Source organism: Aliiruegeria sabulilitoris, from assembly GCF_001558155.1.
Classification (GTDB): Bacteria; Pseudomonadota; Alphaproteobacteria; order Rhodobacterales; family Rhodobacteraceae; genus Tropicimonas; species Tropicimonas sabulilitoris.
Genome location: NZ_LOAS01000001.1, coordinates 148,233 through 174,728, shown reverse-complemented (window position 1 = coordinate 174,728; position 26,496 = coordinate 148,233). Strand labels below are relative to the sequence as shown.

At 63.3% G+C, this 26,496-nt stretch carries 27 protein-coding genes; 11 read left to right on the top strand and 16 right to left on the bottom strand.

Annotation, left to right across the window (positions count from 1 at the left end; genetic code table 11):
• The first annotated feature begins 40 nt into the window (after positions 1-40).
• Entirely contained in the window at positions 41-745 is a 705-nt protein-coding gene (aqpZ, locus tag AX756_RS00785) for an aquaporin Z (protein ID WP_068307451.1), read from the top strand.
• A gap of 96 nt (positions 746-841) precedes the next feature.
• Here aqpZ and AX756_RS00780 read toward each other — a convergent pair whose 3' ends face one another.
• On the bottom strand, positions 842-1,471 hold the full coding sequence (locus tag AX756_RS00780; RefSeq protein WP_068307450.1) for a ribonuclease T2 family protein: 630 nt from the start codon (positions 1,469-1,471) through the stop codon (positions 842-844).
• Between the two features lie 122 nt (positions 1,472-1,593).
• On the opposite strand from AX756_RS00780, the gene AX756_RS00775 reads away from it, so the two are divergent.
• A complete protein-coding gene (locus AX756_RS00775; RefSeq protein ID WP_068307448.1) occupies positions 1,594-2,361 on the top strand; it encodes a DUF1013 domain-containing protein in 768 nt (255 codons plus the stop codon).
• Between the two features lie 92 nt (positions 2,362-2,453).
• Entirely contained in the window at positions 2,454-3,944 is a 1,491-nt protein-coding gene (locus AX756_RS00770) for a DUF6798 domain-containing protein (protein WP_068307445.1), read from the top strand.
• An 8-nt stretch (positions 3,945-3,952) separates the two neighbouring features.
• Here the strand turns inward: AX756_RS00770 and recR are convergent, their stop codons facing one another.
• From recR to pheT, 4 genes are all read right to left on the bottom strand, one after another.
• The gene (recR, locus tag AX756_RS00765; RefSeq protein WP_068307443.1) at positions 3,953-4,552 is read right to left on the bottom strand and encodes a recombination mediator RecR; all 600 of its coding nucleotides are present in this window, start codon (positions 4,550-4,552) and stop codon (positions 3,953-3,955) included.
• Positions 4,552-4,899, bottom strand: a complete 348-nt coding sequence (locus AX756_RS00760) for a YbaB/EbfC family nucleoid-associated protein (protein WP_068307441.1) — start codon at positions 4,897-4,899, stop codon at positions 4,552-4,554. The genes recR and AX756_RS00760 overlap by 1 nt, the downstream gene beginning before the upstream one ends.
• A 135-nt stretch (positions 4,900-5,034) precedes the next feature.
• The gene (locus AX756_RS00755) at positions 5,035-5,634 is read right to left on the bottom strand and encodes a protein-methionine-sulfoxide reductase heme-binding subunit MsrQ (protein ID WP_068308113.1); all 600 of its coding nucleotides are present in this window, start codon (positions 5,632-5,634) and stop codon (positions 5,035-5,037) included.
• A gap of 204 nt (positions 5,635-5,838) precedes the next feature.
• Entirely contained in the window at positions 5,839-8,247 is a 2,409-nt protein-coding gene (pheT, locus tag AX756_RS00750) for a phenylalanine--tRNA ligase subunit beta (protein WP_068307439.1), read from the bottom strand.
• 265 nt (positions 8,248-8,512) lie between these two features.
• Between pheT and AX756_RS00745 the strand changes: the two genes are divergently transcribed.
• Complete coding sequence (locus tag AX756_RS00745) at positions 8,513-8,782, top strand: hypothetical protein (protein ID WP_068307435.1); 270 nt, start codon at positions 8,513-8,515, stop codon at positions 8,780-8,782.
• A gap of 236 nt (positions 8,783-9,018) precedes the next feature.
• A complete protein-coding gene (locus tag AX756_RS00740) occupies positions 9,019-9,291 on the top strand; it encodes a hypothetical protein (protein ID WP_197431039.1) in 273 nt (90 codons plus the stop codon).
• Here AX756_RS00740 and pheS read toward each other — a convergent pair whose 3' ends face one another.
• Positions 9,292-10,365 carry a phenylalanine--tRNA ligase subunit alpha gene (pheS, locus tag AX756_RS00735; RefSeq protein WP_068307431.1) on the bottom strand — a complete coding sequence of 358 codons (1,074 nt, stop codon included), beginning with the start codon at positions 10,363-10,365 and terminating at the stop codon, positions 9,292-9,294.
• Between the two features lie 203 nt (positions 10,366-10,568).
• On the opposite strand from pheS, the gene AX756_RS00730 reads away from it, so the two are divergent.
• Positions 10,569-11,201, top strand: a complete 633-nt coding sequence (locus AX756_RS00730; RefSeq protein WP_068307429.1) for a hypothetical protein — start codon at positions 10,569-10,571, stop codon at positions 11,199-11,201.
• Between the two features lie 81 nt (positions 11,202-11,282).
• Here the strand turns inward: AX756_RS00730 and rplT are convergent, their stop codons facing one another.
• Together rplT and rpmI are read right to left on the bottom strand one after the other, a co-directional pair.
• Entirely contained in the window at positions 11,283-11,645 is a 363-nt protein-coding gene (rplT, locus tag AX756_RS00725; RefSeq protein ID WP_068307427.1) for a 50S ribosomal protein L20, read from the bottom strand.
• 12 nt (positions 11,646-11,657) lie between these two features.
• Complete coding sequence (gene rpmI / locus AX756_RS00720; RefSeq protein WP_068307425.1) at positions 11,658-11,858, bottom strand: 50S ribosomal protein L35; 201 nt, start codon at positions 11,856-11,858, stop codon at positions 11,658-11,660.
• Positions 11,859-12,433: 575 nt separating this feature from the next.
• On the opposite strand from rpmI, the gene AX756_RS24930 reads away from it, so the two are divergent.
• On the top strand, positions 12,434-12,979 hold the full coding sequence (locus tag AX756_RS24930; protein ID WP_163887087.1) for a GNAT family N-acetyltransferase: 546 nt from the start codon (positions 12,434-12,436) through the stop codon (positions 12,977-12,979).
• Between the two features lie 45 nt (positions 12,980-13,024).
• Here the strand turns inward: AX756_RS24930 and AX756_RS00710 are convergent, their stop codons facing one another.
• Positions 13,025-13,258: a hypothetical protein gene (locus AX756_RS00710; RefSeq protein WP_231700947.1), complete on the bottom strand. Its 234-nt coding sequence runs from the start codon at positions 13,256-13,258 to the stop codon at positions 13,025-13,027.
• A 52-nt stretch (positions 13,259-13,310) separates the two neighbouring features.
• Positions 13,311-14,759 carry a pyruvate kinase gene (gene pyk, locus AX756_RS00705; protein ID WP_068307421.1) on the bottom strand — a complete coding sequence of 483 codons (1,449 nt, stop codon included), beginning with the start codon at positions 14,757-14,759 and terminating at the stop codon, positions 13,311-13,313.
• Positions 14,760-14,894: 135 nt separating this feature from the next.
• Between pyk and AX756_RS00700 the strand changes: the two genes are divergently transcribed.
• The 3 genes from AX756_RS00700 to AX756_RS00690 all read left to right on the top strand — a co-directional run bounded on the left by AX756_RS00700 (position 14,895) and on the right by AX756_RS00690 (position 16,553).
• Positions 14,895-15,638 carry an N-formylglutamate amidohydrolase gene (locus AX756_RS00700; RefSeq protein ID WP_068308107.1) on the top strand — a complete coding sequence of 248 codons (744 nt, stop codon included), beginning with the start codon at positions 14,895-14,897 and terminating at the stop codon, positions 15,636-15,638.
• Positions 15,639-15,662: 24 nt separating this feature from the next.
• A complete protein-coding gene (locus AX756_RS00695) occupies positions 15,663-15,983 on the top strand; it encodes a DUF1244 domain-containing protein (protein ID WP_068307418.1) in 321 nt (106 codons plus the stop codon).
• A gap of 201 nt (positions 15,984-16,184) precedes the next feature.
• Complete coding sequence (locus AX756_RS00690) at positions 16,185-16,553, top strand: hypothetical protein (RefSeq protein ID WP_068307416.1); 369 nt, start codon at positions 16,185-16,187, stop codon at positions 16,551-16,553.
• Between the two features lie 82 nt (positions 16,554-16,635).
• Here the strand turns inward: AX756_RS00690 and AX756_RS00685 are convergent, their stop codons facing one another.
• From AX756_RS00685 to AX756_RS00660, 6 genes are all read right to left on the bottom strand, one after another.
• Positions 16,636-17,496, bottom strand: coding sequence for a D-amino-acid transaminase (locus AX756_RS00685; protein ID WP_068307414.1), 861 nt, complete (start codon positions 17,494-17,496; stop codon positions 16,636-16,638).
• A gap of 82 nt (positions 17,497-17,578) precedes the next feature.
• Positions 17,579-18,544, bottom strand: coding sequence for an N-acetyl-D-Glu racemase DgcA (dgcA, locus tag AX756_RS00680; protein WP_068307412.1), 966 nt, complete (start codon positions 18,542-18,544; stop codon positions 17,579-17,581).
• A gap of 139 nt (positions 18,545-18,683) precedes the next feature.
• Positions 18,684-19,688: an N-acetyltransferase DgcN gene (dgcN, locus tag AX756_RS00675; protein ID WP_068307405.1), complete on the bottom strand. Its 1,005-nt coding sequence runs from the start codon at positions 19,686-19,688 to the stop codon at positions 18,684-18,686.
• A 216-nt stretch (positions 19,689-19,904) separates the two neighbouring features.
• Positions 19,905-20,741 carry a 4-(cytidine 5'-diphospho)-2-C-methyl-D-erythritol kinase gene (locus AX756_RS00670; protein ID WP_068307404.1) on the bottom strand — a complete coding sequence of 279 codons (837 nt, stop codon included), beginning with the start codon at positions 20,739-20,741 and terminating at the stop codon, positions 19,905-19,907.
• On the bottom strand, positions 20,728-22,461 hold the full coding sequence (locus AX756_RS00665) for a tetratricopeptide repeat protein (protein ID WP_068307402.1): 1,734 nt from the start codon (positions 22,459-22,461) through the stop codon (positions 20,728-20,730). The genes AX756_RS00670 and AX756_RS00665 overlap by 14 nt, the downstream gene beginning before the upstream one ends.
• 85 nt (positions 22,462-22,546) lie before the next feature.
• Positions 22,547-24,199, bottom strand: a complete 1,653-nt coding sequence (locus AX756_RS00660; RefSeq protein WP_068307400.1) for an electron transfer flavoprotein-ubiquinone oxidoreductase — start codon at positions 24,197-24,199, stop codon at positions 22,547-22,549.
• A gap of 375 nt (positions 24,200-24,574) precedes the next feature.
• Between AX756_RS00660 and ilvD the strand changes: the two genes are divergently transcribed.
• A complete protein-coding gene (gene ilvD / locus AX756_RS00655; protein WP_068307399.1) occupies positions 24,575-26,413 on the top strand; it encodes a dihydroxy-acid dehydratase in 1,839 nt (612 codons plus the stop codon).
• Positions 26,414-26,496: the final 83 nt, after the last annotated feature.

Sequence of the window (26,496 nt, the reverse complement as noted above, 5' to 3'; positions counted from 1 at the left end):
GGTTTTCGTGTCCCGGCTCAACAGATTCGGGAAATTATCCATGAAAAAGAAACTTTTCGCCGAGTTTATCGGCACATTCTGGCTGATTCTGGGCGGTTGCGGCGCCGCCGTGCTTGCGACCGGAAATCTGGATGTCGGTATCGGATGGCTCGGCGTTTCGCTTGCCTTCGGTCTGACGGTCCTTACCATGGCCTATGCCGTGGGCGGTATCTCGGGCGGCCATTTCAACCCCGCCGTCTCGCTCGGCCTGATGGTGGCCGGCAAGTTCGAGCGCGCTGATCTCATCCCCTACTGGATCGCCCAGGTGCTGGGCGCCATCGCCGCCGGCTTCATCCTCTGGATCATCGCCAACGGCGCCGAAGGCTTCTCGTCTGCCGGCAATTTCGCCCTGAACGGCTATGGTGCGGCTTCGCCCGGCGGCTACGGCTTCTTCGCGGCGCTGATCTGCGAGATTGTGATGACGGCGATGTTCCTGATCATCATCCTTGGCGCCACCTCCAAGGGCGTGCCGCCCGGCTTCGCGCCCATCGCCATCGGCCTTGGCCTGACGCTGATCCACCTGATTTCGATCCCGGTCACCAACACCTCCGTAAACCCGGCCCGTTCCACCGGCGTGGCCCTCTTCGGCGGCGGCACGGCCATCCTTCAGCTCTGGCTTTTCTGGGTTGCCCCGCTCGCCGGCGGCGCGCTCGGCGCGATGATCTGGAAGATGATCGAACCCGACCAGCTTGACGACGCCGGGTGACAAAAGAGCGCGCCCGCCTGTCTTCCGGGCGCGCAACCTTTTCATCTTTCTGAAAATACCTCCGCCGGAGGCACGATCCGCAGGATCGTTCGAGCGCTAGCGAACCGGGTCGAGCAGGGCGTCGCTGAGCGTGCAGTCGCGTACCGCGCGCCCGCCGCAATAGCGCGGCACAAGCCCCTTGGTGAAACAGATCCGCGTCTCGGCGATCCGGCCGTCCTTGCAGGTGACGGTCACCATGTCTGGCTTGAGTTTCGGGTTCGCCTGCAGCCAGGCTTCCTCGATCACCGAGGCCGGCACCGCGACCGTCTTGTCGAGCTTGCGCAGCACCTCCGGCCGGGTGACGCTCTCATACGCCTCCCGTGACAGCGCAAAATACTCCTCCGACGGCAGGCCAGAACAGCGCCCGTGCTTCTTCCATTGATACCATGCGAGCCCGGAAGAACCCATGATATCGGCCATCTGCGCCGTTTCCTGCTTGGACGGGTTACGTGCGGAGCTTGGGCAATGGGCCGGCCAACCGTCCTCGTATTGCGGCCAGAGCCCATGCAACACCCAGCCATTGCCGGTACCATCGTCGCATTGCTCGTACCCTTTCGCATCACCCTCCAGCGCGCAGAAATTCGGTGTCCAGCTCAGTGCCATCACGTAGTAGTCGAAATCCCCGGGTTTCTCGCCATCCGCCAAAGCCGCGCCCGCAAGAGCGCACAACATAACCAACCAACGCATTTTGACTTCCCTTTCCGCCTCATGGAGCTTATATCCCCAGCAATTCCCGAAAACGAGGAAAAGCGGCCCGGACGGTCGCGGCCCTTTCCAGGCCACGGGAGAATTGTGCTAAGGAGGCAGACATGAACAAGCCGATCATGGCAAAGGCGACCGCCGTTTGGCTGGTCGACAATACGACGATCAGCTTCAGGCAGATCGCGGATTTCTGCGGCCTGCACGAACTTGAAGTGCAGGGTATCGCCGATGGCGACGTTGCTGCTGGCGTCAAGGGCTTCGATCCGGTCGCCAACAACCAGCTGGAGCAGATCGAGATCGAGCGGGCCGAGAAGAACCCGCTCCACAAGCTCAAGCTGAAATTCAACGCCGCCGCCGTTGGCGAAGAAAAACGCCGTGGTCCGCGTTACACGCCGCTCTCCAAGCGACAGGACCGCCCGAACTCGATCCTCTGGCTGGTCAAGTTCCACCCCGAGCTGACCGATGGCCAGATCTCCAAGCTGGTCGGCACGACCAAGCCGACGATTCAGTCGATCCGCGAGCGCACGCACTGGAACATCGCCAACATGCAGCCGATCGACCCGGTCGCGCTCGGCCTGTGCAAGCAGTCCGAGCTTGATGCCGTCGTTCAGAAAGCCGCCGCCAAGCGGGCCGCCGATGGCGAAGTCATGACCGATGACGAGCGCCGCAAGCTTGTCTCGACCGAGCAGTCGCTCGCCGCTGTTCCGGAACCGAAGATCCCGACCGCGATCTCCGGGCTTGAAACCTTCACTCTGGGCGGCGATCCGCGCGGCGAGGAGGAAGAGGACAATCAGGAACCGATCCTCGATGCGGACAGCTACTTCAACCTTCCCGACTCCAAAGAGGACGAGGACGAGGACGAAGACGACCGCTGAGCCATCGTGGCCGGGGCTGAAGCCCCGGCCCACCGCAGGCGTTTCGCTCTCCGCCCCGTCGCGGACGAAAACAGAACCCAAGGGCGCAGGCCATGACATCTTCGGATCGCAACGCTGGCCTCGCCACTGCCATTCAGGCGACGATGTGCGTGATGTTCGTCGCCTCCACCTGGATGGCGCCGCTCTATTACCAGAACCAGAACACGAAATTCCTGCACGGGCTGGCGACGGCCTTTCCCGAGCGGCTCGGCGCTGACTGGACGGCTGGCACCGTCGATGGTTTGCCCGTTTTCACCGGCCTCGTGCATGCGGTGGCCGCGTGGTCCTCGCCGGTGGTCTTTTACGGCCTCGAAATCGCGCTTCTGGCGGTCATGTTCCTGTCGCTACTGGCCCTTGCCCGGGTGACGGCGCCGCAACATGGCGCATCGCCGCTTTTCCTGGCCATCGTGGCCGGGGTGCTGGTGCTGCTGGTGCATCCCCCGCAGGAAGACAGCCTGCGCGGTGTGGCCGGGCAGAACATGATGCGCGGGTACCTGCAGCCCTCGGAATTCGGTATCCTCTACCTGCCCGCCCTGCTGTTGGCGCTCCGCCGCCATCCGGCCGCGCTCGTGCTGGCGGCGGTGCCGGCCGCGATCCACCCGGCCTATATCGCCTTCTCCGCCATCGCGGTGGCAATCATTGCCTGGGACCGCTGGCGTGCCGGCCTCGGCCTGCCGCTGCTGCCGCTTTCCGGCGCGCTGGCGCTGCTTGTGCTTCCGCCGCTCGACCTCGCCATCCGCTTTGCGCCGACCGATCCCGATGTAATGGCCAAGGCTAACGCCATTCTCGCCTTTGAACGAATCCCGTTCCATTCCGACCCGCGCGAATGGGCCGATTTCGTCGCGTTCCGGAAACTGGCGCTGGCCCTGCTGGGGCTGGCGGTGGCGCCGGCCGGGATTCTGCGCAACCTTCTTGCGGCGCTTCTTGTGCTCGCGGTCGGCGGTGCGGGTTTCGTGGCACTCACCGGCAATGCCGAGATCGCGCTGATGGCGCCGTGGCGCGCCTCCATCCTCATCGTGCCGCTGAGCACGGTGCTGCTGTTGGGCTGGCTGCTGGAGCGGCTGTTCGACCGGTTCCCTTCGGGCAAAGTGCCTGCCGTCCTGACGGCTGTTGCGCTGGCCGCTGCGGGCTGGGCTGCGCTGGAGGGGGCGGTGATCAAGCTGCGGCAGGTGTCGGGCTCGCTCCAGTCCGATCACGTCGCTTTCGCACGCGCAACCTACACGCCGGGCACACTCTACCTGACCGATCCGGCGCTGGAAGATTTCCGGCTGGACGCGATGGTGCCGCAATTCGTCTCGCGCAAGACCCATCCCTATTTCGATACCGAAGTGCTGGAGTGGGACCACCGGCTGCGGCTGGCCGAGGACGTTTTCTCCAACGATGAGGCTTTGGATTGCGCGGCGCTGGAACGTGTGCTGGCGCTTTATCCGGTCACCCATGTGCTGGTGGAAAATAACGAACTGCCGAGCCCGCCCTGCTCTGCGCTGACGCCCGTTTTCGAGGGCGAGACCCACGTCGTCCTTGCTGTAGACGCGGGGCGCTAAGCGCTCTCTCAGAGCGCCTTGCGCGCCCGTAGGGCGGCCGTGATCGTCCCGTCGTCGAGATAGTCCAGCTCACCACCCACCGGCACACCCTGCGCCAGCGAGGTCACGGCGATGCCGAGCGGCTCAAGCTGTTCGGCGATGTAATGCGCGGTTGTCTGGCCGTCGATCGTGGCGTTGAGCGCAAGGATCACCTCCGAGACGCTTTCCTCCGCGATCCGCTCGACGAGCCGCGGAATGCGCAGCTCCTCTGGCCCGATGGAATCCAGCGCCGAAAGCGTTCCGCCCAGCACGTGGTACCGGCCCCGGAAAACGCTGGCGCGTTCCATCGCCCAGAGATCCGCCACGTCTTCGACCACGCAGATCTCGCCCGTGGCACGTTTGGCCGAGGCGCAGATCTCGCAGATCTCGCTGGTGCCGACATTGCCGCAATTGACGCATTCGCGCGCCGTGACGGCCACGTTCTGCATCTTGTCGGCCAGCGGCATCAGCAACTGGCCGCGCTTCTTGATCAGGTGCAGCACCGCGCGCCGCGCCGAGCGTGGCCCCAACCCCGGAAGGCGGGCCATCAGCTCGATCAGGTCTTCGATGTCGCGCGGCGCTTGCGTCATCAGAGCCCCGGAATATCCATGCCCGCCGGCAGGCCAAGCTCGGAGGTGAGCTTTTCCATCTCTTCCTTGGATTTCTGGGCGGCCTTGCTCTGCGCGTCCTTGATCGCGGCAAGAATCAGGTCCTCGACGACTTCCTTCTCGTCGGGGTTGAAGATCGAGGGATCGATATCGAGCCCGGTCAGGTCGCCCTTGGCGGTCGCCCGTGCCTTGACGAGGCCCGCGCCGCTTTCACCGATCACGACGGTGTTTTCCAGCTCGCTCTGCAGGGCGGCCATCTTGCCCTGCATTTCCTGCGCCTTTTTCATCATCTTGGCCATGTCGCCAAGGTTGCCGAGCCCTTTGAGCATTGCCTTCTCCTGTCTGGTAGCTTTCTCGCTTGGTCACTGAATGCCCGCGAACGCGTCGGGAGGCAAGCATGGGAATGGCAAACGGGCGGCAGGTCTCCCCGCCGCCCGTATTCTTCGGGACGCGTTTTGCCGGTGTCAGGCCGGCACGGCCCGTGAGCGGTTCATATTCCACCAGATGCGATAGGCCTCCAGCAGCACCAGCGGCGCAAAATGCACGATGGCTGCGGCCGGGTGGTCCCAATGATGCAGGGCGGCCCAATGCAGCAGCGTCAGCACCGCAGCCGGATAGGTCCAGCGTTGCAGGCTTTTCCACGCCTTCGGACCCATCCGGCGGATGGCGCCGTTAAAGGAGGTCGCGGCGAGGGGGACGAAGATGAAGAAAGCGAGCCATCCGGTCCACATGTCGAAATCCGCGGCCTGGCTGAGGATGCGCTCCAATGTGCACTTGTCGATCACGTAGAAGATCGTGTGCAGCGCGGCATAGCCGAAGGCGGCAACGCCGAAATAGCGGCGGTTCTTTACCAGCCAGCGAGGTCCGCGCCAGCCGGGCAGCAGAAGCGTGAGCGGCGTGGCCATCATTGCGATGATCATGAAGCGGGCCGCGAATTCCCCGGTGGGGTGAAGGAGCCTGTGAACAATCTGCGGGTCTGTGGAGGAGCTCAGTTCGGACATGAGCCCAATGGCCGGCAGGGCGAGGATGGTCCAGAGAATGTAGGGGGAGAGGCGCTTGAGCATGTTTTCGGGGGTCCTAAGCAATCGGTTTATCGATTGAACGAAGAGGATGGCGGTTTCCGTCGCGCGTTTCTTCTTCTGGCAAAAGAACATCCGGCGCGAGCTCGAAAGAGCGCAGGGTCAGCTCTCCCGATTGGCGAGCGGAAAAAGAAAAAGCGCCGTGAGCCATTCGCTCGCGGCGCTTTCATGGAGCGTCTTTGGCAAGGCTCAGCCCCGCAGGGCGCCGCCCGTCGCCTTGGCGACCTTCTCGATGATCTTCTTGCTGACAGCCTCGATATCGGCCTCCTTCAGCGTGCGATCTTTCGGCTGCAGCCGCACGGTGATCGCCAGCGATTTCTTGCCCGCGCCCATCTGCGCCTCGGCTTTCTCTCCGTGGAATTCGTCGAAGACGCGGACTTCCTCGATCAGCGTCTTATCGGCACCGGCGGCAGCGTTGACGACCGTCAGCGCCTCGATCCCGGAATCCAGAACGAAGGCGAAGTCCCGTTCCACGGCCTGCAGGTCCGCAAGTTCCAGCGCGCCGCGTCCGGTCGCCTTCGCCTTGGGGAAGGGCGTTGCGGCCAGATCGACGGAGAAGACAACCGCCGGGCCCTTAACGTCCAGCGCGTCGAGCACCTTGGGGTGCAACTCGCCGAAATAACCCAGAACCTTCTTCGGCCCGAGACAGATCGCGCCCGAGCGGCCCGGATGCAGCCATTCCGGCACGTCGCGACGGATCTGCGCCTTCGCAGGGGCGCCGATGGCCGCAAGCACGGCTTCGATATCGGCCTTGGCGTCAAAGACATCGACGGGACGGCGAGCGCCGTGCACATCCTTCGGCCCCGAATGGCCGACGAGCACGCCGCAGGCCAGCTGTTGCTGTTCCTCCGGCTCCCCGCCGTGGAAGGCCGGGCCGACCTCGAACAGCGCCAGATCGGCAAAACCGCGTGCCTGGTTGCGCGCGGCGGCCTGAAGCAGGCCGGGCAGCGGTGTCGGCCGCATGTGGCTCATCTCCGAGGAGATCGGGTTTTCCAGCTTCGTGGCGTCAGTCCCGCCGCCGAACAGCCCGGCAGAGGCTTCGTCGACGAAGGAATAGGTCACGCACTCGTTGTAGCCGAGCGTGGCGATGGTGCGCCGCGCGGTTGCTTCCCGGCGCTGCATCGGCGTCAGAACGGCCTCGGGCACACCGGCAGAGGCGCGCCGCATCGGCTTGCCCACCAGTTTGGTCAGCGAAGCCATTCGGGCGACTTCCTCCACCAGATCCGCCTCGCCCATGACGTCGGGGCGCCAGCTTGGCACATGGGCCATGTCGCCCTCCAGCCGGAAGCCGAGTGCCTCCAGCGTGGCGCGCTGCTCTTCGGCCGGGATCTCCATGCCGACGAGGCTTTCCACGCGCGCGGTGTCCAGCTTGTAGGCGCGTTCCACATTCGGAATCTCGCCGGCGATGACCACGTCCGAGGCCTCTCCGCCACAGAGGTCGAGGATCATCCGGGTGGCATGCTCGATGCCGACGGGCGTCCAGCAGGGGTCGATCCCACGCTCGAAACGATAGCGCGCGTCGGAATTGATTTTCAGCGCGCGGCCGGTGTAGGCGGTGCGGATCGGGTCGAAATAGGCGGCTTCGAGGAAGACATTCGTGGTCTCTTCGGTGCAGCCCGTCGGCAGCCCGCCCATGACGCCGGCGATGCTCTCAACGCCCGAGTCATCCGAGATCAGCGTCATGTCCGCCTCGAAGGTGTATTCCTTCTCGTCGAGGCCGACGAGCGTCTCGCCACCCTTGGCGCGGTGCAGGCGCAGGTTGCCCTTCACCTTGTCGGCGTCGAACACGTGCAGCGGGCGGTTGCGGTCATAGGTGAAGAAATTCGTGATATCGACCAGCGTCGAGATCGGCCGCAGCCCGATGGCGCGCAGGTAGTCCTGCAGCCATTTCGGCGAGGGGCCATTCTTCACACCCTTGATCACGCGGCCGTAGAAGACGGGGGCCTGCGCCAGCGTATCCTCGTCGATGCTGACGCCGATCGGGCAGGGGAAGCTGCCGGGCACCGGGTCCGTCTCGCGCGGGATGAGCGTGCCCAGGCCACGCGCGGCCAGGTCGCGGGCCACACCCTCGACACCGAGCGCATCGGGCCGGTTGGGCGTGATGGCGATCTCGATCACCGGATCGACCCGCTCGGGCTGGTTCTGCGCCAGCCAGTCAGTGAAGCGCTGGCCGACCTCGCCCGAGGGCAGTTCGATGATGCCGTCATGCTCGTCCGACATCTCCATCTCGCGCTCCGAGCACATCATGCCGTAGCTCTCGATGCCGCGGATCTTGCCGACTCCAATGGTGGTGTCGATGCCCGGCACGTAGACGCCCGGCTTGGCGACCACGACTGTGATCCCCTCCCGCGCGTTCGGGGCGCCGCAGATGATCTGCAACTCGCCCTCGTCGGTCTCGACCTTGCACACCCGAAGCTTGTCCGCATCGGGATGCTTCTCGGCGTGCAGCACCTTGCCGATGGTAAACTCGGAGAGCCGTTCCATCGGGTTCTCGACGCCTTCGACCTCCAGCCCGAGATCGGTCAGGGCATAGAGGATCTCGTCCAGCGTGGCCTCGGTCTCAAGGTGGTGTTTGAGCCAGGAAAGGGTGAATTTCATCGGGTCGGCCCCTGCATCTTATAAAGTCGCGTGTCCTTAGCCCATTGCAGCGCAGGGGTGAAGGGCCGGCGTGGTCATTCCTGCGCGCGGGCCTGTACCCCGGGGAGAGTGTTGGGAAGTTCTTTCCCGCATTGCGGGGCGACAATTGGATCCATACGTGGAAATTGTCGCTGAAATCAGCCACCGAACGCCCACATTGGGCCACAATTTTGCCCTATCCTGACCATGTTGTTGGTGGGGGCCGCAACTTTTTTGGAGTTTGAGCATGGGGGCACTTGCACAAACACTCGGAGGACTGGGGCGACCCCTGGTTCTGGGCCTGGTCATCCTGCTGGGACTTGGGCTGGTGAGTGACAATTCCGGCAAGGGAACCACCGCGTCGGGTGGGCTTTCTTGTAAGGGCTGGACGAACGATCCCGAATTGAATCGGCTGATCTGCCGCTATCATCCGGCACGGATCTGGAACATGCCCGTCAGTGAGATGTTGCCGTTCCTAGCGCCAAAGGCTGAGGAAATGGCCGCAGCCGAGAAATGACGGCGTTCTTTCCCTAGACGTGGGATCCCGTCACATGCGGCGGGATTCTTCGTCGGCGGTGCGCCCCACGTGTCGCATTTTCCAATATAGAATATATTCCAAACTGCAGTGACGCGTGTCATGACACGGCGTTTTCTGTATGAAATTTCTTCATTACCAAGAAATTAGCCACATTTCTTCCAACTTTCTTCGAAATTGATCGGCATATTTTAGATATTGCAATTGTGGTGCTTTCCATGCCGTCGTTACAGGGTGATCAGGCCGGCTATATCGTCCTTACGCTCGCCATTGTGCTCGGCGCTGCGGCGGTTTCGGGATCATGGAGGGGCTATGAGCACGTAGAAGAAGAACAGAACCTTCCCCAGCGGGTTGTGACCCTTTCGCAGGCTTTGGGCGAATGCAGCCCCCACGAATTCCGCAGCGGACTCAAGGTGATCGGCTGCGATGACGATGCCAGGGGAGAAAAACGGGGCGGCGCCATCTTCATGATGCCGCCCGCAAGGTGCTGATCAGCGGCTGATGCCTGCGTGGATCGACGGCACGTCGAGTGCGGCAAAGCCATAGTGGCGCAGCCAGCGCAGGTCGCTGTCGAAGAAAGCGCGCAGGTCCGGGATGCCGTATTTCAGCATCGCGATTCGGTCGATACCGAGGCCGAAGGCGAAGCCCTGCCATTCGTTCGGGTCGATCCCGCCGGATTCAAGCACTTTCGGGTGCACCATGCCAGAACCGAGGATTTCGAGCCAGTCGTCGCCTTCGCCCAGCTTGAGCGTGCCGCCCTCCCAGGAGCAGCGGATATCGACCTCGGCCGAGGGCTCGGTGAAGGGGAAATGGCTGGCGCGGAAGCGCAGCTCGACCCCGTCCACCTCGAAGAAGGCGCGGCAGAACTCTTCCAGCACCCATTTCAGGTTCGCCATCGAGATGTCCTTGTCGATGGCGAGGCCCTCGACCTGGTGGAACATCGGCGTGTGGGTCTGGTCGTAATCGGCACGATAGACGCGGCCGGGCGCGATGATGCGGATCGGGGCGCCCTGCTGGAGCATGGAGCGGATCTGCACCGGCGAGGTGTGGGTACGCAGCACATGCGGCGGGCGATCGTCGCCTTCGGCGCGGGACATGTAGAACGTGTCCATCTCGGCGCGGGCCGGGTGGTGACCCGGAATGTTGAGCGCGTCGAAATTGTGCCAGTCATCCTCGACCTGCGGACCCTCGGCCACGGCAAAGCCCATATCGGCGAAGATCGCGGTGACCTCTTCGGTCACCTGGCTGATCGGGTGAATCGAGCCGCGGCGCTCAGAGCGTGCGGGCAGGGTAACGTCCAGCCATTCGGCCTTGAGGCGTTCTTCCAGCGCGGAATCGGCCAGTGCAGCCTTCTTGGCGGCGAGCGCCGAGTTGATCTCGTCCTTGAGCGCGTTGAGCGCGGGGCCGGCGACTTGCCGCTCCTCGGGCGACATCTTGCCCAGCTCGCGCATCTTCAGGCTCACTTCGCCCTTCTTGCCCACGGCCTGGACGCGCAGCGCCTCGAGCGCGCCTTCGTCGGCGGCCTCCGCGATAGCGGCGATGTATTTCTGCCTCAGCTCTTCCATGGCTGGCTCCCGTTCGTCTCGGCACACCGCCGGCCCTTGCAGGACTGGCGCGGAATTCTGGCGAGGGCCTATCACATGGGTGGATGAAGGCAAGCCCGCTGACGGACCGGGGGGACCGGTGGCGCGGGCGTTTTGGCGCGTGCCCGGATTGTGTTACCCTGCGTCAATTGCAGGAGTCTCATTAAGTTAAGGTGGAGGTTGCCATGCCGAAAAAGATTGGATTGCCCACAGACAGGTCGACTCATTGGCATATCGCCTGCGCAGGGGCCGTTGGAGGCGGCGCCGTTTTGACGGGTGGAGGCTGGGTTTTCGAAATCCAGAGCTGGGAGATCAACGTGCGTTCGCATGTTGTCTTCGCGGGGGCTGGCATTGGCTTCGGTGCCAAGGCGGGCGCCACCGGGCCGACCGATCTCACCGTCGATTACGATGATTTCACCCCGATCACCACCGTGGTGAACATGAGCCTTGCGGACCTGAACGCCTCCTGGGGCTGGATCAATTCGGCCGGCGTGGCCATCGGTTACGGAGCGGGGGTCATGTTGCTGACGGCTTGCTCCATGCGCGGCACGCTCTTTGGTATGCAACCGGTTGCCGGTTTCAGCGCCGGTTTGGAAGGCAGCCTGAATCTCTGTACCGCGGGAACATGGCGCACGCTGGGCGAGCCGAAGGAATGCCTGGCCAAGCCCCGGCGCAGCGGTCTTCCGCCCTGGAGCCAGATTCAGTGCCAGGTCGCGCGCGAACGCATCTCCGTGGGCCCGCGCGCTGTCGTGAACCGGCGATATGACCTGCCCCGCATGGCGCCCGGGGCGAACGTTATGACGCCGGGCGGGCAATAGGCACCCACCCGCTCAAAGAAAAACCCCACCGACCCGGATGGGACCGTGGGGTTCGATTCCGTGACGCAGCGATGCGTCGGATCAGACCAGCGCAGCTTTCGCCTTGTCGACGATCGCGGTGAACGCATCGGGCTCGTTCACGGCCAGATCGGCCAGAACCTTGCGGTCCACCTCGATACCGGCCAGTGCAAGGCCGTTAATGAAGCGCGAATAGGTCAGCGCCTCGTCATGTGCGCGCACAGCCGCGTTGATCCGCTGGATCCACAGCGCACGGAACTGGCGCTTGCGGGCCTTACGGTCGCGGGTTGCGTACTGGTTCGCCTTGTCGACAGCCTGGGTGGCAGTCTTGAAGTTGCGCGAACGCGATCCGTAATAGCCTTTCGCGGCCTTCAGGACCTTCTTGTGACGAGCGTGGGTGACGGTACCGCCTTTGACTCGGGACATCTCTCAAACTCCTCAGCGCGCGTAGGGCATGTATTTCTTCACGATCTTGGTATCCGCCTCTGAAAGAGTCGTTGTACCGCGAGCGTTCCGAATGAACTTTGTGGTGCGCTTGATCATTCCGTGCCGTTTGCCGGCCTGAGCGGATTTGATCTTGCCGGTGGCGGTCACCTTGAACCGTTTCTTGGCCCCGGACTTGGTCTTCATCTTGGGCATTTGCCAGCTCCTTATTGGATTTGGTCGTTTCGCCCGGCAGGCATGCCACTGTCGGCCCATCGAGCGAGTTGAATTCGCGCGTATAAGCGCGATGCGTCGTGCTGGCAAGAAAGAATCGCAAATCCCGGCGTTTCACGGTGGCAACGATGGCGCGATGCCCAGTTGGGGCTGTTGACCGGCAAGCACCACGTTCCTAACTCTACAATATACCCGCGCCAAAAGCGTGCCCGCTCCGAATCGGAGATTGAATGCAGGAGACCGTCGCAAGCCACTGAATGCACCCCTTTGGGGAGCCTTCGGGGATTCGTGCCGAGATACGCTTTCTGGCGTGTCCGCTGTGCCTGCATTATTCGGACGCCCCCCCTCATCCAGTCGGTTGGTCGACGCGGCCTGTTTTGTGCGGGCCAGGCTCGGCTTTCCGGCCTGCAGGCTCGACATCTTCAACAAGCGCAAGTGCAAGAAACTGGTGCAAGCGCGTTCCGGCAGGCCCTGTCGCGCTTTGTGGCTCGGCTGGGAACTCGTGTGGGCCCGGCCGGTCAATCGTTGAGATCAGACAGATGAAAAGGAATGGAATGATGACCGATATCCTCCTTTGTCCCGCATGCCCTGCGGATCTCCCGGCGATTCTCGATCTCAATCGGCTGGCCTTTGGTGGTGAGGCCGAGGCGGAGTTGGTCGAGGCCTTGCTTGCCGATCCGGCGGCGGCGCCTCTGGTCAATCTCGTCCTGTTCCAGGGCGATATCCTGCGCGCGCATGTGCTGCTCAGCCGTGGCTGGCTCGACGAGGTGGCGGATGGGCCGGCCCTTTCCTGGCTTGCGCCGCTTGCGGTGCATCCCGAACGGCAGGGGCGCGGACTCGGGCAGGCGCTGACACATGCCGCCTCCGCCATGGCCGCGGAGATGGGGCAGGCGCTGATCTTCCTGATGGGGCATCCGGGTTTCTATCCGAAATGCGGATATGTACCCGCCGGGGCGCATGGATTCACGACGCCGCATCCGCTGCCTGACGGGGCGCAGCCGGCGTGGATGGTGCGGGAGCTGCAGCGAGGTGCGCTGTCCCACTGGTCCGGACGCGTAAGGGCGTCGGAACCGCTCGAACGACCGGAATTGTGGGGAAGTTGAGCCGAGGACCTCGGGGGAACGGTACATGCCGCCCGTCCTGCGCAATTAACGCAGGATGTCTCCGACGACCCCTGTAAAGACTTCGGGAATCTTGCCGATCGAGTACGTTCGCGGCGGTCTTTGCATCACGGCCACGGCAATCAGCCCGGCACAGATCATGACCATGATGGCGCCGGCACGTGGCGAGCGGCCTTCGGAATAGGCGCCGAGCAGCGCCGGCACCGCGAGGATGCCGACGATCAGCCCGATGACGAAAACGAGATCTGGATCAAGGATCACCTTGGTCCTCCTGAAAACCTGGTACTGGGTACGCTACCCGTTATCCGGGTGATTATTCAGGATCTGTGTTGAAGATCAATCTTTCGTCGCAAGGCGCCACCCGCAGGATGTTGGTGGAGCCGGGGATGTTGAAGGGAACGCCGGCGACGACGACGATATTGTCCTCGGCATTGGCGAACTGGCCTGCGCGGGCGGCGCGGGCGGCCGAGACGACGGCCATCTTGAACCGGCTGACATCGCCATTGGTCATGAAGCAGTTCACGCCCCAGCTCAGGCACATCCGGCGGGCCGTCCCGGTGAAGGGTGTCAGCGCCAGAATCGGCACGCGGGGCCGCTCGCGGGCGGTCTTGAGCGCGGTGGTGCCGGAATGCGTGAAACAGCAAATCGCCTTTACGCCGGTATTCTCCGCAATCTCGCGCGCTGCGGAAACGATGCTGTCGGCGGTGGTGTTGCGTTCGACATGGCGCGCCGATTCGATGATCTCGCGATAGACTTGGCCGCTTTCGACCTCGACCGCGACCGCGTCCATCGTGCGCACCGCTTCGAAGGGATAGGCGCCAGCGGCCGATTCGGCCGAGAGCATCACCGCGTCGGCCCCCTCGTAGATCGCGTTGGCGACGTCGGAGACCTCGGCGCGGGTCGGCACGGGGCTCTCGATCATCGATTCGAGCATCTGGGTGGCCACGATTACCGGCTTGGCCGCCGAGCGCGCGCCGCGGATCAGGCGTTTCTGGATCGGCGGAACCGCCTGCACCGGCAGTTCGACCCCGAGGTCGCCCCGCGCCACCATGATTCCGTCGGAAACGGCGAGGATTTCGTCATAGGCATCGACTGCGGCGGGTTTCTCGATCTTGGCGAGCACGGCGGCGCGGCCCGCGACCAGTTCCTTGGTCTGGAGCACGTCCTCCGGGCGCTGCACGAAGGAGAGCGCCACCCAGTCCACGCCCAGCTCGCAGACGAATTCCAGGTCTTTCTTGTCCTTGTCCGACAGCGCGGCCACCGGCAGGACGACGTCGGGAACGTTCACGCCCTTGCGGTTGGAGATCGTTCCGCCCGTCACGACGACGCAATCGGCATAGTCGTCACCGCATTGCTCGACCCGCAGGCGAATCTTGCCGTCATTCACCAGCAGGGTCGCGCCCGGCATGAGTGCCTGGAAGATCTCCGGGTGCGGCAGCCGCACGCGGCTCGACGTGCCCTCGGCCTCGTCGAGATCCATGCGGAATTTCTCACCCTCGACCAGCACTTCCGAATCTCCGGCAAACACGCCGACGCGGAGTTTCGGGCCCTGAAGGTCGGCCAGGATGGCGATCGGGCGACCGATTTCCTGTTCGATCTGGCGGATGATCTTGTGGCGCTCGCGGATTTCCTCGTGGCTGCCATGGCTCATGTTGAGCCGGAAAACATCGGCGCCAAGCTCGAAGAGCCTCCTTATCGTGTCATAGTCGTCGGAGGCGGGACCAAGCGTGGCCACGATCTTCACATTGCGCATTCGCCGCATAATAGGGCAACCTTTCCGTTCATTCGGCTTCCGGGGGACAGTTAGCGATAAAGCCGTCGATTTGCCACCCCCGGATGGCTCTGGCACTTCGCTCGCTGACGCAATACACCCATGCGCATAAAAGATCACGTGCCCATGACATATCACGCATTCCACACACACGGCGAAAGCCGGAGCAGTCGCTGGCTCATAACCTGCGATCACGCAACGAACACAGTCCCGCCCATGGTCAATGGCGGCACGCTGGGCCTGCCCCAATCGGAGATGTCGCGGCATATCGCGTATGATCCAGGAGCCGCAGGGGTTGCCCATGCTATGGCGGACGCGTTGGACGCTCCGCTGATCACGTCGAATTTCTCGCGTCTGGTGATCGACCCCAATCGCGGCGAGGACGACCCGACGCTGCTGATGAAGCTCTATGACGGGACGATCATCCCGGGAAACCGCCACGCGGATGCCGCGGAACTGGAGCGGCGCATGGAGCTTTGCTACCGGCCTTACCATGCGGAACTCGGGCGGTTGGCGGCCTCGCGCCGGTCACCGGTGATCGTCGCTCTTCACAGCTTCACGCCGCAATTGCGGGGGCGCCCACCGCGGCCTTGGCATGTCGCGCTGCTGCATACGCCTCCACAAAACGCGCTCTCCCTGGCCATGGTCGCGCGCCTGCAGTCGGAGGACGATCTCTGCGTCGGCGACAACGAACCCTATGCCGGCCACCAGCCGGGCGATTCTATCCATCGTCACGCCTTGAGCCACGACCGGCCGCATGTTCTGATCGAGGTTCGGCAGGATCTGATCGCGACCGTCGAGCAGCAGCGGGCCTGGGGCCGTCGCCTCGCGCCGCACCTCGTTGCCGCGCTGGCCGATTGTAAAGAATGACTTGAAGGACAGGGAGAGACAGACATGGATGACCAGACGCGGATCGAACTCGAAGCCGCCGCCTTTCGCCGCCTGCGCAAACACCTGATGGAAGATCGGGCGGACGTGCAGAATATCGACATGATGAACCTCGCCGGTTTCTGCCGGAACTGCCTGTCCCGCTGGTACCAGGAAGCCGCCAATGAGCGCGGTATCGAGATGGACAAGGCCGCGGGGCGCGCGGCTTTCTACGGCATGCCCTACGAGCAGTGGAGAGACCAGAACCAGACCGGGGCCAGCCCGGAGAAGCAGGCCGCTTTTGAAACCGCCTTCCGCGAGAATGTCGGCAAGCCCGAACAGAACTGAACAGAAACCGGGCGGCGCCCGAGATGTGCCGCCCGATTGTGGCCTTGAGTCTTTCCGAAAGGTTAAGCTGGACGGCCCCGTATTGGAAACAGACGCTCCTCGTGGGGGCGGATTGTTTCGTTAAGGCATTGGAATAGATCTGAAAATTGACTGCCCCGCCCTTTTTCTGCTACATTTCATGTGGGGGCGAGAAGGTGTATTATGTTGAATGTTTTAGCTCTGGCGATTATCGCCGTTTCCATTGTCTTTGCCGCAATCACGCTAATCCGCGAGCAACGCGAGAGATCTCCCGTGGAGCGTGCCAGGGCGCGGTCCGGGCGTGCCGTGACCTTTGATCCCAAAGCAATGCGGCCGGCGATCCTGTCTGAATTCGATCCGGGCTGCGAGTCGCTCCTGGTGCAACTGCCCGCCGAACTGGTGGCGGCGCTCGACCCGGCGGATTTCGCAACGCGTCCGATCGCGGACGGCACCGGACAGGATATTCTTTACCGCAACAGGGTTCTGCTGAGGTTGCCGCATATATCGGCCAACCGCCACGTCGAATTGCATATCGAGGCTATCGCGGCCTGATTGGGATCCTGCGCAAACACAGAAAAGCCCGGCGCGATCGACATCGACGCCGGGCTTGTGATGTTCCAGATCGATGGTTGGCTCAGATCGCCGCCTTGCGCATCTCGTCGAGATAGATCTCGCGCAGCCGTGCCGCGATCGGACCGGGCGTGCCAGTGCCAATCGCCACGTCATCCACGTTCACCACGGGCATGACAAAGGTCGATGCCGAGGTGATGAAGGCCTCGTCGGCCGCTTTCGCCTCGTCGATGGAGAAGCCGCGCTCCTCGACTTCCATCTGGGCTTCCTTGGCGAAGCGCAGCACTGCGGCGCGGGTAATCCCGTGCAGGATCTCGGTGCCGAGATGGCGGGTGATGATCTTGTTGCCCTTGACGATATAGGCGTTGTTCGAGCTGCCCTCGGTGACCAGCCCGTCCTCGACCATCCAGGCATCGTCCGCGCCGGCCTTCTTGGCCATCATCTTGCCCATGGAGGGGTAAAGAAGCTGCACGGTCTTGATGTCCCGGCGGCCCCAGCGGATATCTTCGATGGAAATCACCTTGATGCCGACTTTCGCCTGCGGGCTTTCGGCCAGGCCGGGCTTGGATTGGGTAAAGAGCACCAGTGTCGGTTTCACATCCGCAGCGGGGAAGGCAAAATCCCGGTCGGCCGGAGCGCCGCGAGTGATCTGAAGGTAAATCAGCCCGTCGGTGATCTCGTTCTTTTCCACCAGCGCACGGTGAATTTCCAGCAGCTCGTCCATCGCATCCGGCACCGGCATGTCCAACTCGTCCAGCGAACGTTGCAGGCGTATCTTGTGGCCCTCGAAATCGATCAGCTTGCCGCCGAGCACCGATGTCACCTCGTAGACGCCATCGGCGAACAGGAAGCCCCGGTCGAAAATCGAGACCTTGGCCTCTTCCTCGGGGAGATAGTCCCCGTTCACGTAAACAATGCGGCTCACTGTCTTCTCCTTCGTGTTTCTGGTCAGCCTCTTGGGCGCTTGAGCCGTTCCGGTCAAGCGTCCCGGCACGCCAAAGGGCGGTTCAGCCCCAAAGTTCACGGCTCGGCGGATGGACCCCTGCCGCATCATAGTTCAGCGGCGTCGCGCGATCCTCGGCCAGCAGGAGCGGTCCATCGAGATCCACCACTGCCGCGCCCTGTGCCAACAGGACAGCCGGGGCCATTGCCAGCGACGAGCCAACCATGCAGCCCACCATGATTCCGAACCCGGCCGCCTCCGCCGCCTTTCGCAGTTCGAGCGCCTCGGTCAGCCCGCCGGTCTTGTCGAGCTTGATATTGATCAGGTCGTACTTGCCCTGCAGCTTCTCCAGCGTTGCCCGGTCATGCACGGATTCATCGGCGCAAAGCGGCACCGGTCGTTCCAGCCCCAGAAGCCCGTCGTCCGCGCCCGTGGGCAGCGGTTGCTCCACCATCGCCACGCCCAGCCGCAGCAGATGCGGCGCAAGCTCGGCATAGATCTCCGCCGTCCAACCCTCGTTGGCATCGAGAATGATCTTCGAAGCCGGCGCTCCGGCGCGCACCGCTTCCAGCCGCGGCATGTCATCCGGCGTGCCCAGCTTGATCTTCAGCAAGGGACGATAGGCATTCTCCGCCGCGCTGGCCTGCATCGCCTCCGGCGTGTCGAGCGACAGCGTATAGGCCGTGATCAACGGCCCCGGAGCCGAAAGCCCGGCCAGTTTCCAGACCGGCTTGCCGGCTGTCTTGGCCTCTAGATCCCAAAGCGCGCAATCCACGGCATTGCGCGCTGCACCTGGTTTTAGAAGCTCCTGCAAAGAGGCCCGGTCGAACGTGGCCGGCAGGCCCTCGATCTGCGCGGTCACGCTTTCCAGCGTCTCACCGTACCGCGCATAGGGCACGCATTCGCCCATTCCGGCGAATCCGTCCTTTTCGATCCGAACCGTCAGAACCTTGGCTTCTGTCCGCGACCCGCGCGAAATCGTGAAAACCTGCGCAAGGCGGAACACATCCGCCGTGACCTGAACCTGCATCACCGGCCTCTCCCTTTTCTTCAAACCCAGGGCCCCGCCCGTTCGGGGCTGAAATGGTCACCCGGACCATTTCCGAGACACCCTTACTCCCCGCCGGAGGCAGAAAGACTCAATCCTTCGGCCCCCGCAAGGACTTCGCTCAGTCTAGAGAGGCCAGCGCATCCACCAGCTTGCCGGCGCCATGGCGGAACGGATCCACCGCCGGCAGGCCGAACTCGGCCTCAAGATCGGCGAGATAGCTGTTTGCTTCGTCCTCGGACAAATGCTGCGTGTTCACCGAAATGCCGACCGCCTTCACATCCGGATTGACGCGTCTCGCCAGCGTCAGCGCCAGGTCGCGAAGCTCATCGAGCGAGGGCAGCGTGTAATCGGGCAGGCCGCGCATATGTTCCCGGGTCGGCTCGTGGCACAGGATCAGCGCATCCGGTTGCCCGCCATGCACCAGCGCCATCGTGACGCCGGAATAGGAGGCGTGGAAGAGCGAGCCCTGACCTTCGATCAGGTCCCAGTGATCCTCGTCATTGTCCGGCGTCAGCCACTCAACTGCGCCTGCCATGAAATCGGCGATCACAGCGTCGAGCGGAATCCCGTCGCCCGTGATCAGGATGCCCGTCTGGCCCGTCGCGCGGAAGGTCGACTTCATGCCGCGCTTCTGCATCTCCGCATCCATTGCGAGCGCGGTGTACATCTTGCCGACCGAACAATCGGTACCCACCGCAAGGCAACGCTTGCCAGTCCGCTTCTTGCCATTGGCGATCGGGTAATCGACCTCCGGCACGCGGACATCATGCATCTCGCGGCCCTCGGCCTTGGCGATCTCGACCAGCTCTGGCTCTTCCGAGAGCAGGTTGTGCAGGCCGGAGGCAAGATCGAACCCCTTCAGCAGAGCTTCGGCCAGAACGTGCCGCCATTCGGGCGAGATCACGCCGCCACGGTTGGCCACGCCGATCACCAGCGTCTTGGCGCCGGCTTCCAGTGCCTCGTCGAGCGTCATGTCGGTCAGGCGCATATCGGCCTTGCACCCTTCCATACGGAACTGGCCCACGGCGAATTCCGGGCGCCAGTCCTTGATGCCCTGCGCGACCTTGGCAGCGAGCTGGTCCGGGGCGTCTCCGAGAAACAGAAGGTAGGGCGTTTTGATCATCGTGCATCTCCTTGTTCCCGCCGACGCTAGCATGGGAGGCGCAAGGAATTTTTGTCAGACTTGCTGACCCAATAATGGTGAGGTGGCAACTTGTTCGATAAAATCGAAGGAAGATCGAATATGGTTCGATTGCCTGCAAATTATGCAGCTTGAAAACTCGCAATTCGGGTTTGATTCGCTGACATTCTCCGCAGCGCCAGAGCTTTGGGCCGGTTGTCAGGCAAGGAGTGTCGGCCGGGTCCACCATTCGGGGCGAAGGCTGCCGATTTCTGCCGCTGCGCGTTGCGCGGATGCCGCGCTCGGGTAAAGACCGAAACAGGTGGCGCCAGAGCCGGACATCCGCGCCAGAAGGCAATCGGGACGTGCGTCAAGCAAGTCGAGCGCCTCCCCAATTTCGGCTGCAATCTCGCGGGCCGGGCCTTCGAGGTCGTTGCGCTGGGTCTTCAGCCAGTCGGAGACGCACGCCGGATTGTCCATATCCTTGGGGATCGCGGCCATCTCCGGATTGTCCCGTCGGGACAATCTGCGGAACACCTCGGGCGTGGAGACCTCCACCCCCGGATTGACCAGAACAGCGGGAAGGGGCGGCAAGCTGGCGACGGGGTTCAGCCGCTCGCCAATGCCACGCATGCGAACGGCGCGGCCTTCGAGGCAGACCGGAATATCGGCGCCGAGCCGGGCCACGGCCTCGATGTCGGGCAGCGGGCGGTCGAGCAGCCTTGCCAGCGCGCGCAGGGTGGCCGCGGCATCCGCGGAGCCGCCGCCAATGCCGGAGGCCGCGGGCAAATGCTTGTCCAGCGTGATGGCGGCCCTGGGTGCGCCCATCAACGCCGCCGCTTTCAGCACCAGATTGCTGGCATCCGTTGGAATGCCGGCAGCCCTTGGGCCGGTGACGGTGAAGGAGCATTCCTCGGCATCCTCGACAAACACCCGGTCCCCGGTATCGGCAAAAACAACCAACGAGTCGAGCAGATGATAGCCGTCTTCGCGCCGCCCGGTGACATGCAGGGTCAGGTTGACCTTGGCCGGGGCGAATTCCTCAATGGACGCCATTGGCCACGGCAAGAGGTTCGGACCCTTCTTCTTCCAGAACCAGGTCGAGACCGACTTCCAGCTTGCGGCGGATGCGTTTGGCCTCTTCCGGTTCGGGGTCGAAGGAAAGCGCCCGGTGCCACTGGAACTCGGCCTCGATATGCCTTCCGACCGCCCAATAGGCATCGCCCAGGTGGTCGTTGACGATCGAGTCCACGGCCATCAGCTCGGCGGCGCGTTCAAGGTGCTCCACGGCCTCTTCGTAGCGGCCGAGCCGGTAGAAGACCCAGCCCAGCGAATCGATGATGTAACCGCTGCCGGGAGAGGCGGCGACCGCCTCCTCGATCATCGCCAGCGCCTCGTCGAGATTGGTCTGCATCTCCACGTAGGAATAGCCCAGATAGTTCAGCACCTGCGGCTGGCCGGGGTTGAGATCAAGCGCCTTGCGGAAATCGGGCTCGGCCAGTTCCCAGCGTTTCTCGCGTTCATGGCTGATGCCGCGCGCGTAATAGACGATCCACTGGCCACGTTCGTCTTTCTCGAACAGGTCGATCGCGGCGTCATAAGCCTTGGAGGCGTCGTCATAGCGTTCTTCGCCACGCAGGTTGTCGCCCAACGTGACCTGCACGATGGGAATGTCTCCATGGGTCTCGGCGAGCTGTTCGAGCACCTCAATCGCGGCCTCGTTCCGGCCGGAGGCGCGCAGGGCCGCGGCGCGGCCGATCTCTGCAATATGGAAGCCGGCATCGTCGCGGGGCACCGCGTTATAGGCTTCCGTGGCAAGCTCGTATTGCTCCTGCGCTTCCAGGAGATTGGCGCTGAGCAAGATGGCATCCACGTGATCGGGGCGCAGATATTCCGAAAGACGGGTGTAGAGCAGGGTGTAGCTATCCGAAGCCTCGCCCTCGAGCGCGCCCGCGACAGTATAGAAGACTTCCGACAGGCCATCCTGAACGTTGTTGATCTGCGTGAAGGGAACGGTATCGCCGGCTTCAAGCCGGGCCACCAATTCCGCCAGACCCGGGTCAAGATCCTGCTCCCAGCCAAGTCGTATCAACTGGATGGCGGCACTGTTGCGGCCGAGTTGGCTGAGCACCTGGGCATGGGCGATGGCGCCACGGCGGGTCAGCGGCAGCGGTTGCCCTTCGCGACCCCCGAACACGTTGTCGGCGGCTTCGAAATCGCCCGCCAGCGCCAGGGCCAGCGCCTTGTGATAAAGACCGAAGGCCGCGAGCCCGGTCGTCTCGGCGGCTTCGTCAAAGGCGGCAATCGCCTCGTCGACTTTGCCCAGACCCATCAGGCCCCAGCCTCGCACCAACCCGTCGACCAGCGGCCCGACGGTAAGAGGGCCGTCCAGGCCGGAGATGACGCCGTCGAAATTCCCGGCCTTCAGCTCGTAACCCATCAGCACCATGTTCGCCATCTGGCTTTCGAAGCCGAGGCTCTGCATGCGGCGTGCGACCGGCACGGCCTTGTCGATCTCTCCAAGGCCGGTGAAGGCGAGCAGCGCGTTTTCCTGCAGGCTGGGATTATCCCGGTCGCGGGCGAGGGCGCGGGTAAAATACTCCGCGGCCGCCTGGTAGTCGCTGTGAAAGCTCGCATGGCGCGCTGCAAGATAGGCGCCGGAGAAGCCACGTTCCGGCTCCTGGGCGGAGACGGGAAGGGCCATGCCAATGGACAGGGCCAGTACGAGCGGGAGGGTGCGGATCTGGGGCAAAGCTCGGCCTCGAATAAATCTCATGCCGGACAACCTAGCTTCGCAATCCAAATGAAACAATAAGGGGCGGCAGGTGCCGCCCCATTCTCCGCCTGTTATGACGGAAGTTTTACATGTTCGGGTAGTTCGGCCCGTCGCCACCCTGCGGGCATGTCCAGGTGATGTTCTGCGTCGGATCCTTGATGTCGCAGGTCTTGCAGTGGACGCAGTTGGAGAAGTTGATGACGAATTTCGGTTCCGCCCCCGCTTCCTCGACGAATTCGTAGACACCGGCCGGGCAGTAGCGCGCAGACGGGCCGCCGAACTTGGCAAGCTCCACCTTCACCGGCATTTCCGGATCTGCGAGCTTGAGGTGACAGGGCTGGCTTTCCTCGTGGCTGGTCATCGCGAAGGAGACGTTGGTCAGCCGGTCGAAGGAGAGCTTGCCATCGGGCTTGGGATAGTCGATCGGCTTGAACTTCGCCGCCTCGCCGGTGGCCTGCGCGTCGGTCTTGCCGTGCTTCATGGTGCCGAACGGGTTCCAGCCCACCGTCGAGCCAAGCCACATGTCGAGCCCGCCGAAGCTCAGCCCGCCCAGCAGGCCGAACTTGGACCAGAGCGGCTTCACGTTGCGCACCGGCTTGAGATCCTTGCCGACAGGTCCGGTCCGCAGGCCCTCGTTGTAATCGGTCAGCTCGTCGCCAGCACGACCCGCTGCAATCGCGGCATGGGCGGCTTCGGCGGCCTCCTTGCCCGAATACATCGCGTTATGGATGCCCTTGATCCGCGGGACGTTGATCAGGCCCGAGGAACAGCCCAGCAGCGCCCCGCCCGGGAAACAGCTCTTCGGGATCGACTGGTAGCCACCCTCGGAAATGGCGCGGGCGCCGTAGGCCACGCGCTTGCCGCCTTCCAGAAGCTCCTTGACCATCGGGTGATGCTTGAAGCGCTGAAATTCCATGTAGGGGAAGAGATGCGGGTTGGCGTAGTTCAGGTGCACCACGAAACCAACGCAGACCTGGTTGTTCTCCATGTGATAGATGAAGGAGCCACCGCCCGCGTTCTTGCCCAGCGGCCAGCCCATCGTGTGGGTAACCGTGCCCTCGCGGTGCTTGTCCGGGTCGATCTCCCAGATCTCCTTCATGCCGAGGCCGAACTTGGCCACGTCGCAATCGGCATCAAGCGCGTATTTAGCGATGATCTCCTTGGCCAGCGAGCCGCGCACGCCCTCGGAGATGAAGACGTATTTGCCGTTGAGCACCATGCCCGGCTCATAGGCCGGCCCCGGCGTGCCGTCGGTTTGCTTGCCGAACTCGCCGGCGACCACGCCCTTCACTTCGCCATTCTCGCCGTAAACCAACTCGGAGGCGGCCATGCCGGCGAAGATCTCGACGCCCAGCTCCTCGGCCTGCTCCGCCATCCAGCGGCAGACATTCCCGAGACTGACGATGTAGCAGTGATGGTTGTTCATCAGCGGCGGCATCATCATGTTGGGCAGCCGGATCTCTCCCGCCTCGCCCAGCATGTAGAACTCGTCTTTCTTGACCTTGGTCGTGATCGGCGCGTCCCGCTCCCGCCAATCCGGGATCAGCGCGTCGAGCCCGCCGGGGTCCATGACCGCACCCGAAACGATATGCGCACCGACCTCGGAGCCTTTCTCCAGCACAACCACTTCCAGGTCGGGATCGAGCTGCTTGAGCCGGATGGCCGCCGACAGGCCGGACGGACCTGCTCCGACGATGACGACGTCACAATCCATCTCTTCGCGTTCGATTTCGCTCATGGCTCTCCCCGATTCTTGCTCTTTTGCGGTGCAAAACTTGCTGTCGGCCTTGCCTAGCGGAGATAAATTATACGCGTCAATCCAAACAGGGCCGCGTGAATGACGCAGCGCGGCGCTACGCTGCGTATGAATGACGTCTGGCCTTTCGAATCGCACGAATCCCCGTCGCGGCCCACAGTGCTCCAAAGGGAGCGCAAATCGATCGATCCTCTGTCGAATCTCTTGTGAACGCGGCCGCGTCATGCCGTCCGGCGCATCAGGCTGCGGGCGCAAACTGCCCCTCGCCTGACGGAATTTTGGCTTCCTTGCTTGTTTCCCGGGCACTTTGGCGGCATTGGAGAAGGCAATTCGCCAAAACAGCAGAGTCGACCGATCATGCCTCATTATCGTTCCAGAAAATCCACCCATGGACGCAACATGGCCGGAGCACGTGGCCTTTGGCGCGCGACCGGCATGCAGGATGGTGATTTCGGCAAGCCGATCATTGCCGTGGTCAACAGCTTCACCCAGTTCGTTCCGGGCCATGTGCACCTGAAGGATCTCGGCCAGATGGTCGCGCGGGAAATCGAGGCCGCGGGCGGAGTCGCCAAGGAATTCAACACGATTGCCGTCGATGACGGCATCGCGATGGGCCATGACGGGATGCTCTACTCGCTTCCCTCGCGGGAGTTGATCGCGGATTCGGTCGAATACATGGTCAACGCGCATTGCGCCGATGCGATGGTCTGCATCTCCAATTGCGACAAGATCACCCCGGGCATGCTGATGGCGGCGATGCGGCTCAACATCCCGGCGATCTTTGTCTCGGGCGGTCCGATGGAGGCCGGCAAGATCGACATTGCCGATCTGGACATGACCAAGATCGACCTCGTGGACGCGATGGTCGCCGCGGCAGACGACAAGTTCACCGACGAGCAGGTCCAGCATATCGAGGAAAACGCCTGTCCGACCTGCGGTTCCTGCTCGGGCATGTTCACCGCTAACTCGATGAACTGCCTCGCCGAGGCGCTTGGCCTTGCCCTGCCGGGCAATGGCTCGACGCTGGCCACCCATGCCGACCGCAAGGGGCTGTTCCTCGAAGCGGGCCGCAAGATCGTCGACATCACCAAGCGCCATTACGAAGGCGAGGAGAAGGGCCTGCTGCCGCGCGAGATCGCGAGTTTCGACGCTTTTGAAAACGCCATGGCGCTCGATATCGCCATGGGCGGCTCGACCAACACGGTGCTGCACCTGCTGGCCATCGCCTATGAGGGCAAGGTCGATTTCACCATGGCCGACATGGATCGCCTGTCGCGCAAGGTGCCCTGCCTGTGCAAGGTCGCGCCCAATATAGCCAACGTCCACATGGAAGACGTGCACCGCGCCGGCGGCATCTTCTCGATCCTGGGCGAGCTGCATCGCGGCGGGCTTCTGCACACGGACGTGCCGACCGTGCATACCTCCACCATGGGCGAGGCCATCGCCAAATGGGACATCAAGATCGCCAACAACCCGGAGGCGGAGGAATTGTTCCGCGCGGCACCGGGGGGCGTGCGCACCACGGTCGCCTTCAGTCAGGCCAACCGCTACAAGGAACTGGACACCGACCGCGAGGGCGGCGTGATCCGCTCGGTCGAGCATGCCTTCACCAAGGAGGGCGGCTTGGCGGTGCTCTCCGGCAATATCGCCGAGAATGGCTGCATCGTGAAAACCGCGGGCGTGGATGCGAATATCCTGAAATTCTCCGGCCCGGCTCGCGTTTTCGAAAGCCAGGACGCGGCGGTCAACGGCATTCTCACCAAGCAGGTCCAGGCGGGAGAAGTCGTGGTCATCCGCTACGAAGGCCCGCAAGGCGGCCCGGGCATGCAGGAGATGCTCTACCCGACCTCCTACCTGAAATCGAAAGGGCTGGGCAAGAAATGCGCCCTGCTGACCGATGGCCGTTTCTCGGGTGGCACCTCGGGCTTGTCCATCGGGCATGTCTCGCCGGAGGCCGCCGAGGGCGGGCTGATCGGGCTGGTGGAAACCGGCGATATGATCGAGATCGATATCCCGAATCGTGGCATCAACCTCGCCGTTTCGGACGAGGTGCTGGAGAAGCGTCGCGCGGCCAAGGGCGCGCTGCCCTGGGCGCCGACCGAACCGCGCACGCGGGCGGTGTCCACCGCGCTCAAGGCCTATGCGATGCTGGCCAGTTCCGCCGCCAAGGGTGGGGTGCGAATCCTGCCGGAATGACCGGCGCGTTCTTGCTGACAGATCGGCGGCCGTCCTTCGGGGCGGCCGTTTTTCTTTCCGAAGATGTGGCCCGACCCTGAGCG

Excerpts from the sequence above, each read along its gene's own strand:
- aqpZ (WP_068307451.1), top strand. The coding sequence starts at position 41 with ATGAAAAAGAAACTTTTCGCCGAGTTTATCGGCACATTCTGGCTGATT.
- AX756_RS00780 (WP_068307450.1), bottom strand. The coding sequence starts at position 1,471 with ATGCGTTGGTTGGTTATGTTGTGCGCTCTTGCGGGCGCGGCTTTGGCG.
- AX756_RS00775 (WP_068307448.1), top strand. The coding sequence starts at position 1,594 with ATGAACAAGCCGATCATGGCAAAGGCGACCGCCGTTTGGCTGGTCGAC.
- AX756_RS00770 (WP_068307445.1), top strand. The coding sequence starts at position 2,454 with ATGACATCTTCGGATCGCAACGCTGGCCTCGCCACTGCCATTCAGGCG.
- recR (WP_068307443.1), bottom strand. The coding sequence starts at position 4,552 with ATGACGCAAGCGCCGCGCGACATCGAAGACCTGATCGAGCTGATGGCC.
- AX756_RS00760 (WP_068307441.1), bottom strand. The coding sequence starts at position 4,899 with ATGCTCAAAGGGCTCGGCAACCTTGGCGACATGGCCAAGATGATGAAA.
- AX756_RS00755 (WP_068308113.1), bottom strand. The coding sequence starts at position 5,634 with ATGCTCAAGCGCCTCTCCCCCTACATTCTCTGGACCATCCTCGCCCTG.
- pheT (WP_068307439.1), bottom strand. The coding sequence starts at position 8,247 with ATGAAATTCACCCTTTCCTGGCTCAAACACCACCTTGAGACCGAGGCC.
- AX756_RS00745 (WP_068307435.1), top strand. The coding sequence starts at position 8,513 with ATGGGGGCACTTGCACAAACACTCGGAGGACTGGGGCGACCCCTGGTT.
- AX756_RS00740 (WP_197431039.1), top strand. The coding sequence starts at position 9,019 with ATGCCGTCGTTACAGGGTGATCAGGCCGGCTATATCGTCCTTACGCTC.
- pheS (WP_068307431.1), bottom strand. The coding sequence starts at position 10,365 with ATGGAAGAGCTGAGGCAGAAATACATCGCCGCTATCGCGGAGGCCGCC.
- AX756_RS00730 (WP_068307429.1), top strand. The coding sequence starts at position 10,569 with ATGCCGAAAAAGATTGGATTGCCCACAGACAGGTCGACTCATTGGCAT.
- rplT (WP_068307427.1), bottom strand. The coding sequence starts at position 11,645 with ATGTCCCGAGTCAAAGGCGGTACCGTCACCCACGCTCGTCACAAGAAG.
- rpmI (WP_068307425.1), bottom strand. The coding sequence starts at position 11,858 with ATGCCCAAGATGAAGACCAAGTCCGGGGCCAAGAAACGGTTCAAGGTG.
- AX756_RS24930 (WP_163887087.1), top strand. The coding sequence starts at position 12,434 with ATGACCGATATCCTCCTTTGTCCCGCATGCCCTGCGGATCTCCCGGCG.
- pyk (WP_068307421.1), bottom strand. The coding sequence starts at position 14,759 with ATGCGGCGAATGCGCAATGTGAAGATCGTGGCCACGCTTGGTCCCGCC.
- AX756_RS00700 (WP_068308107.1), top strand. The coding sequence starts at position 14,895 with ATGACATATCACGCATTCCACACACACGGCGAAAGCCGGAGCAGTCGC.
- AX756_RS00695 (WP_068307418.1), top strand. The coding sequence starts at position 15,663 with ATGGATGACCAGACGCGGATCGAACTCGAAGCCGCCGCCTTTCGCCGC.
- AX756_RS00690 (WP_068307416.1), top strand. The coding sequence starts at position 16,185 with ATGTTGAATGTTTTAGCTCTGGCGATTATCGCCGTTTCCATTGTCTTT.
- dgcA (WP_068307412.1), bottom strand. The coding sequence starts at position 18,544 with ATGCAGGTTCAGGTCACGGCGGATGTGTTCCGCCTTGCGCAGGTTTTC.
- dgcN (WP_068307405.1), bottom strand. The coding sequence starts at position 19,688 with ATGATCAAAACGCCCTACCTTCTGTTTCTCGGAGACGCCCCGGACCAG.
- AX756_RS00670 (WP_068307404.1), bottom strand. The coding sequence starts at position 20,741 with ATGGCGTCCATTGAGGAATTCGCCCCGGCCAAGGTCAACCTGACCCTG.
- AX756_RS00665 (WP_068307402.1), bottom strand. The coding sequence starts at position 22,461 with ATGAGATTTATTCGAGGCCGAGCTTTGCCCCAGATCCGCACCCTCCCG.
- AX756_RS00660 (WP_068307400.1), bottom strand. The coding sequence starts at position 24,199 with ATGAGCGAAATCGAACGCGAAGAGATGGATTGTGACGTCGTCATCGTC.
- ilvD (WP_068307399.1), top strand. The coding sequence starts at position 24,575 with ATGCCTCATTATCGTTCCAGAAAATCCACCCATGGACGCAACATGGCC.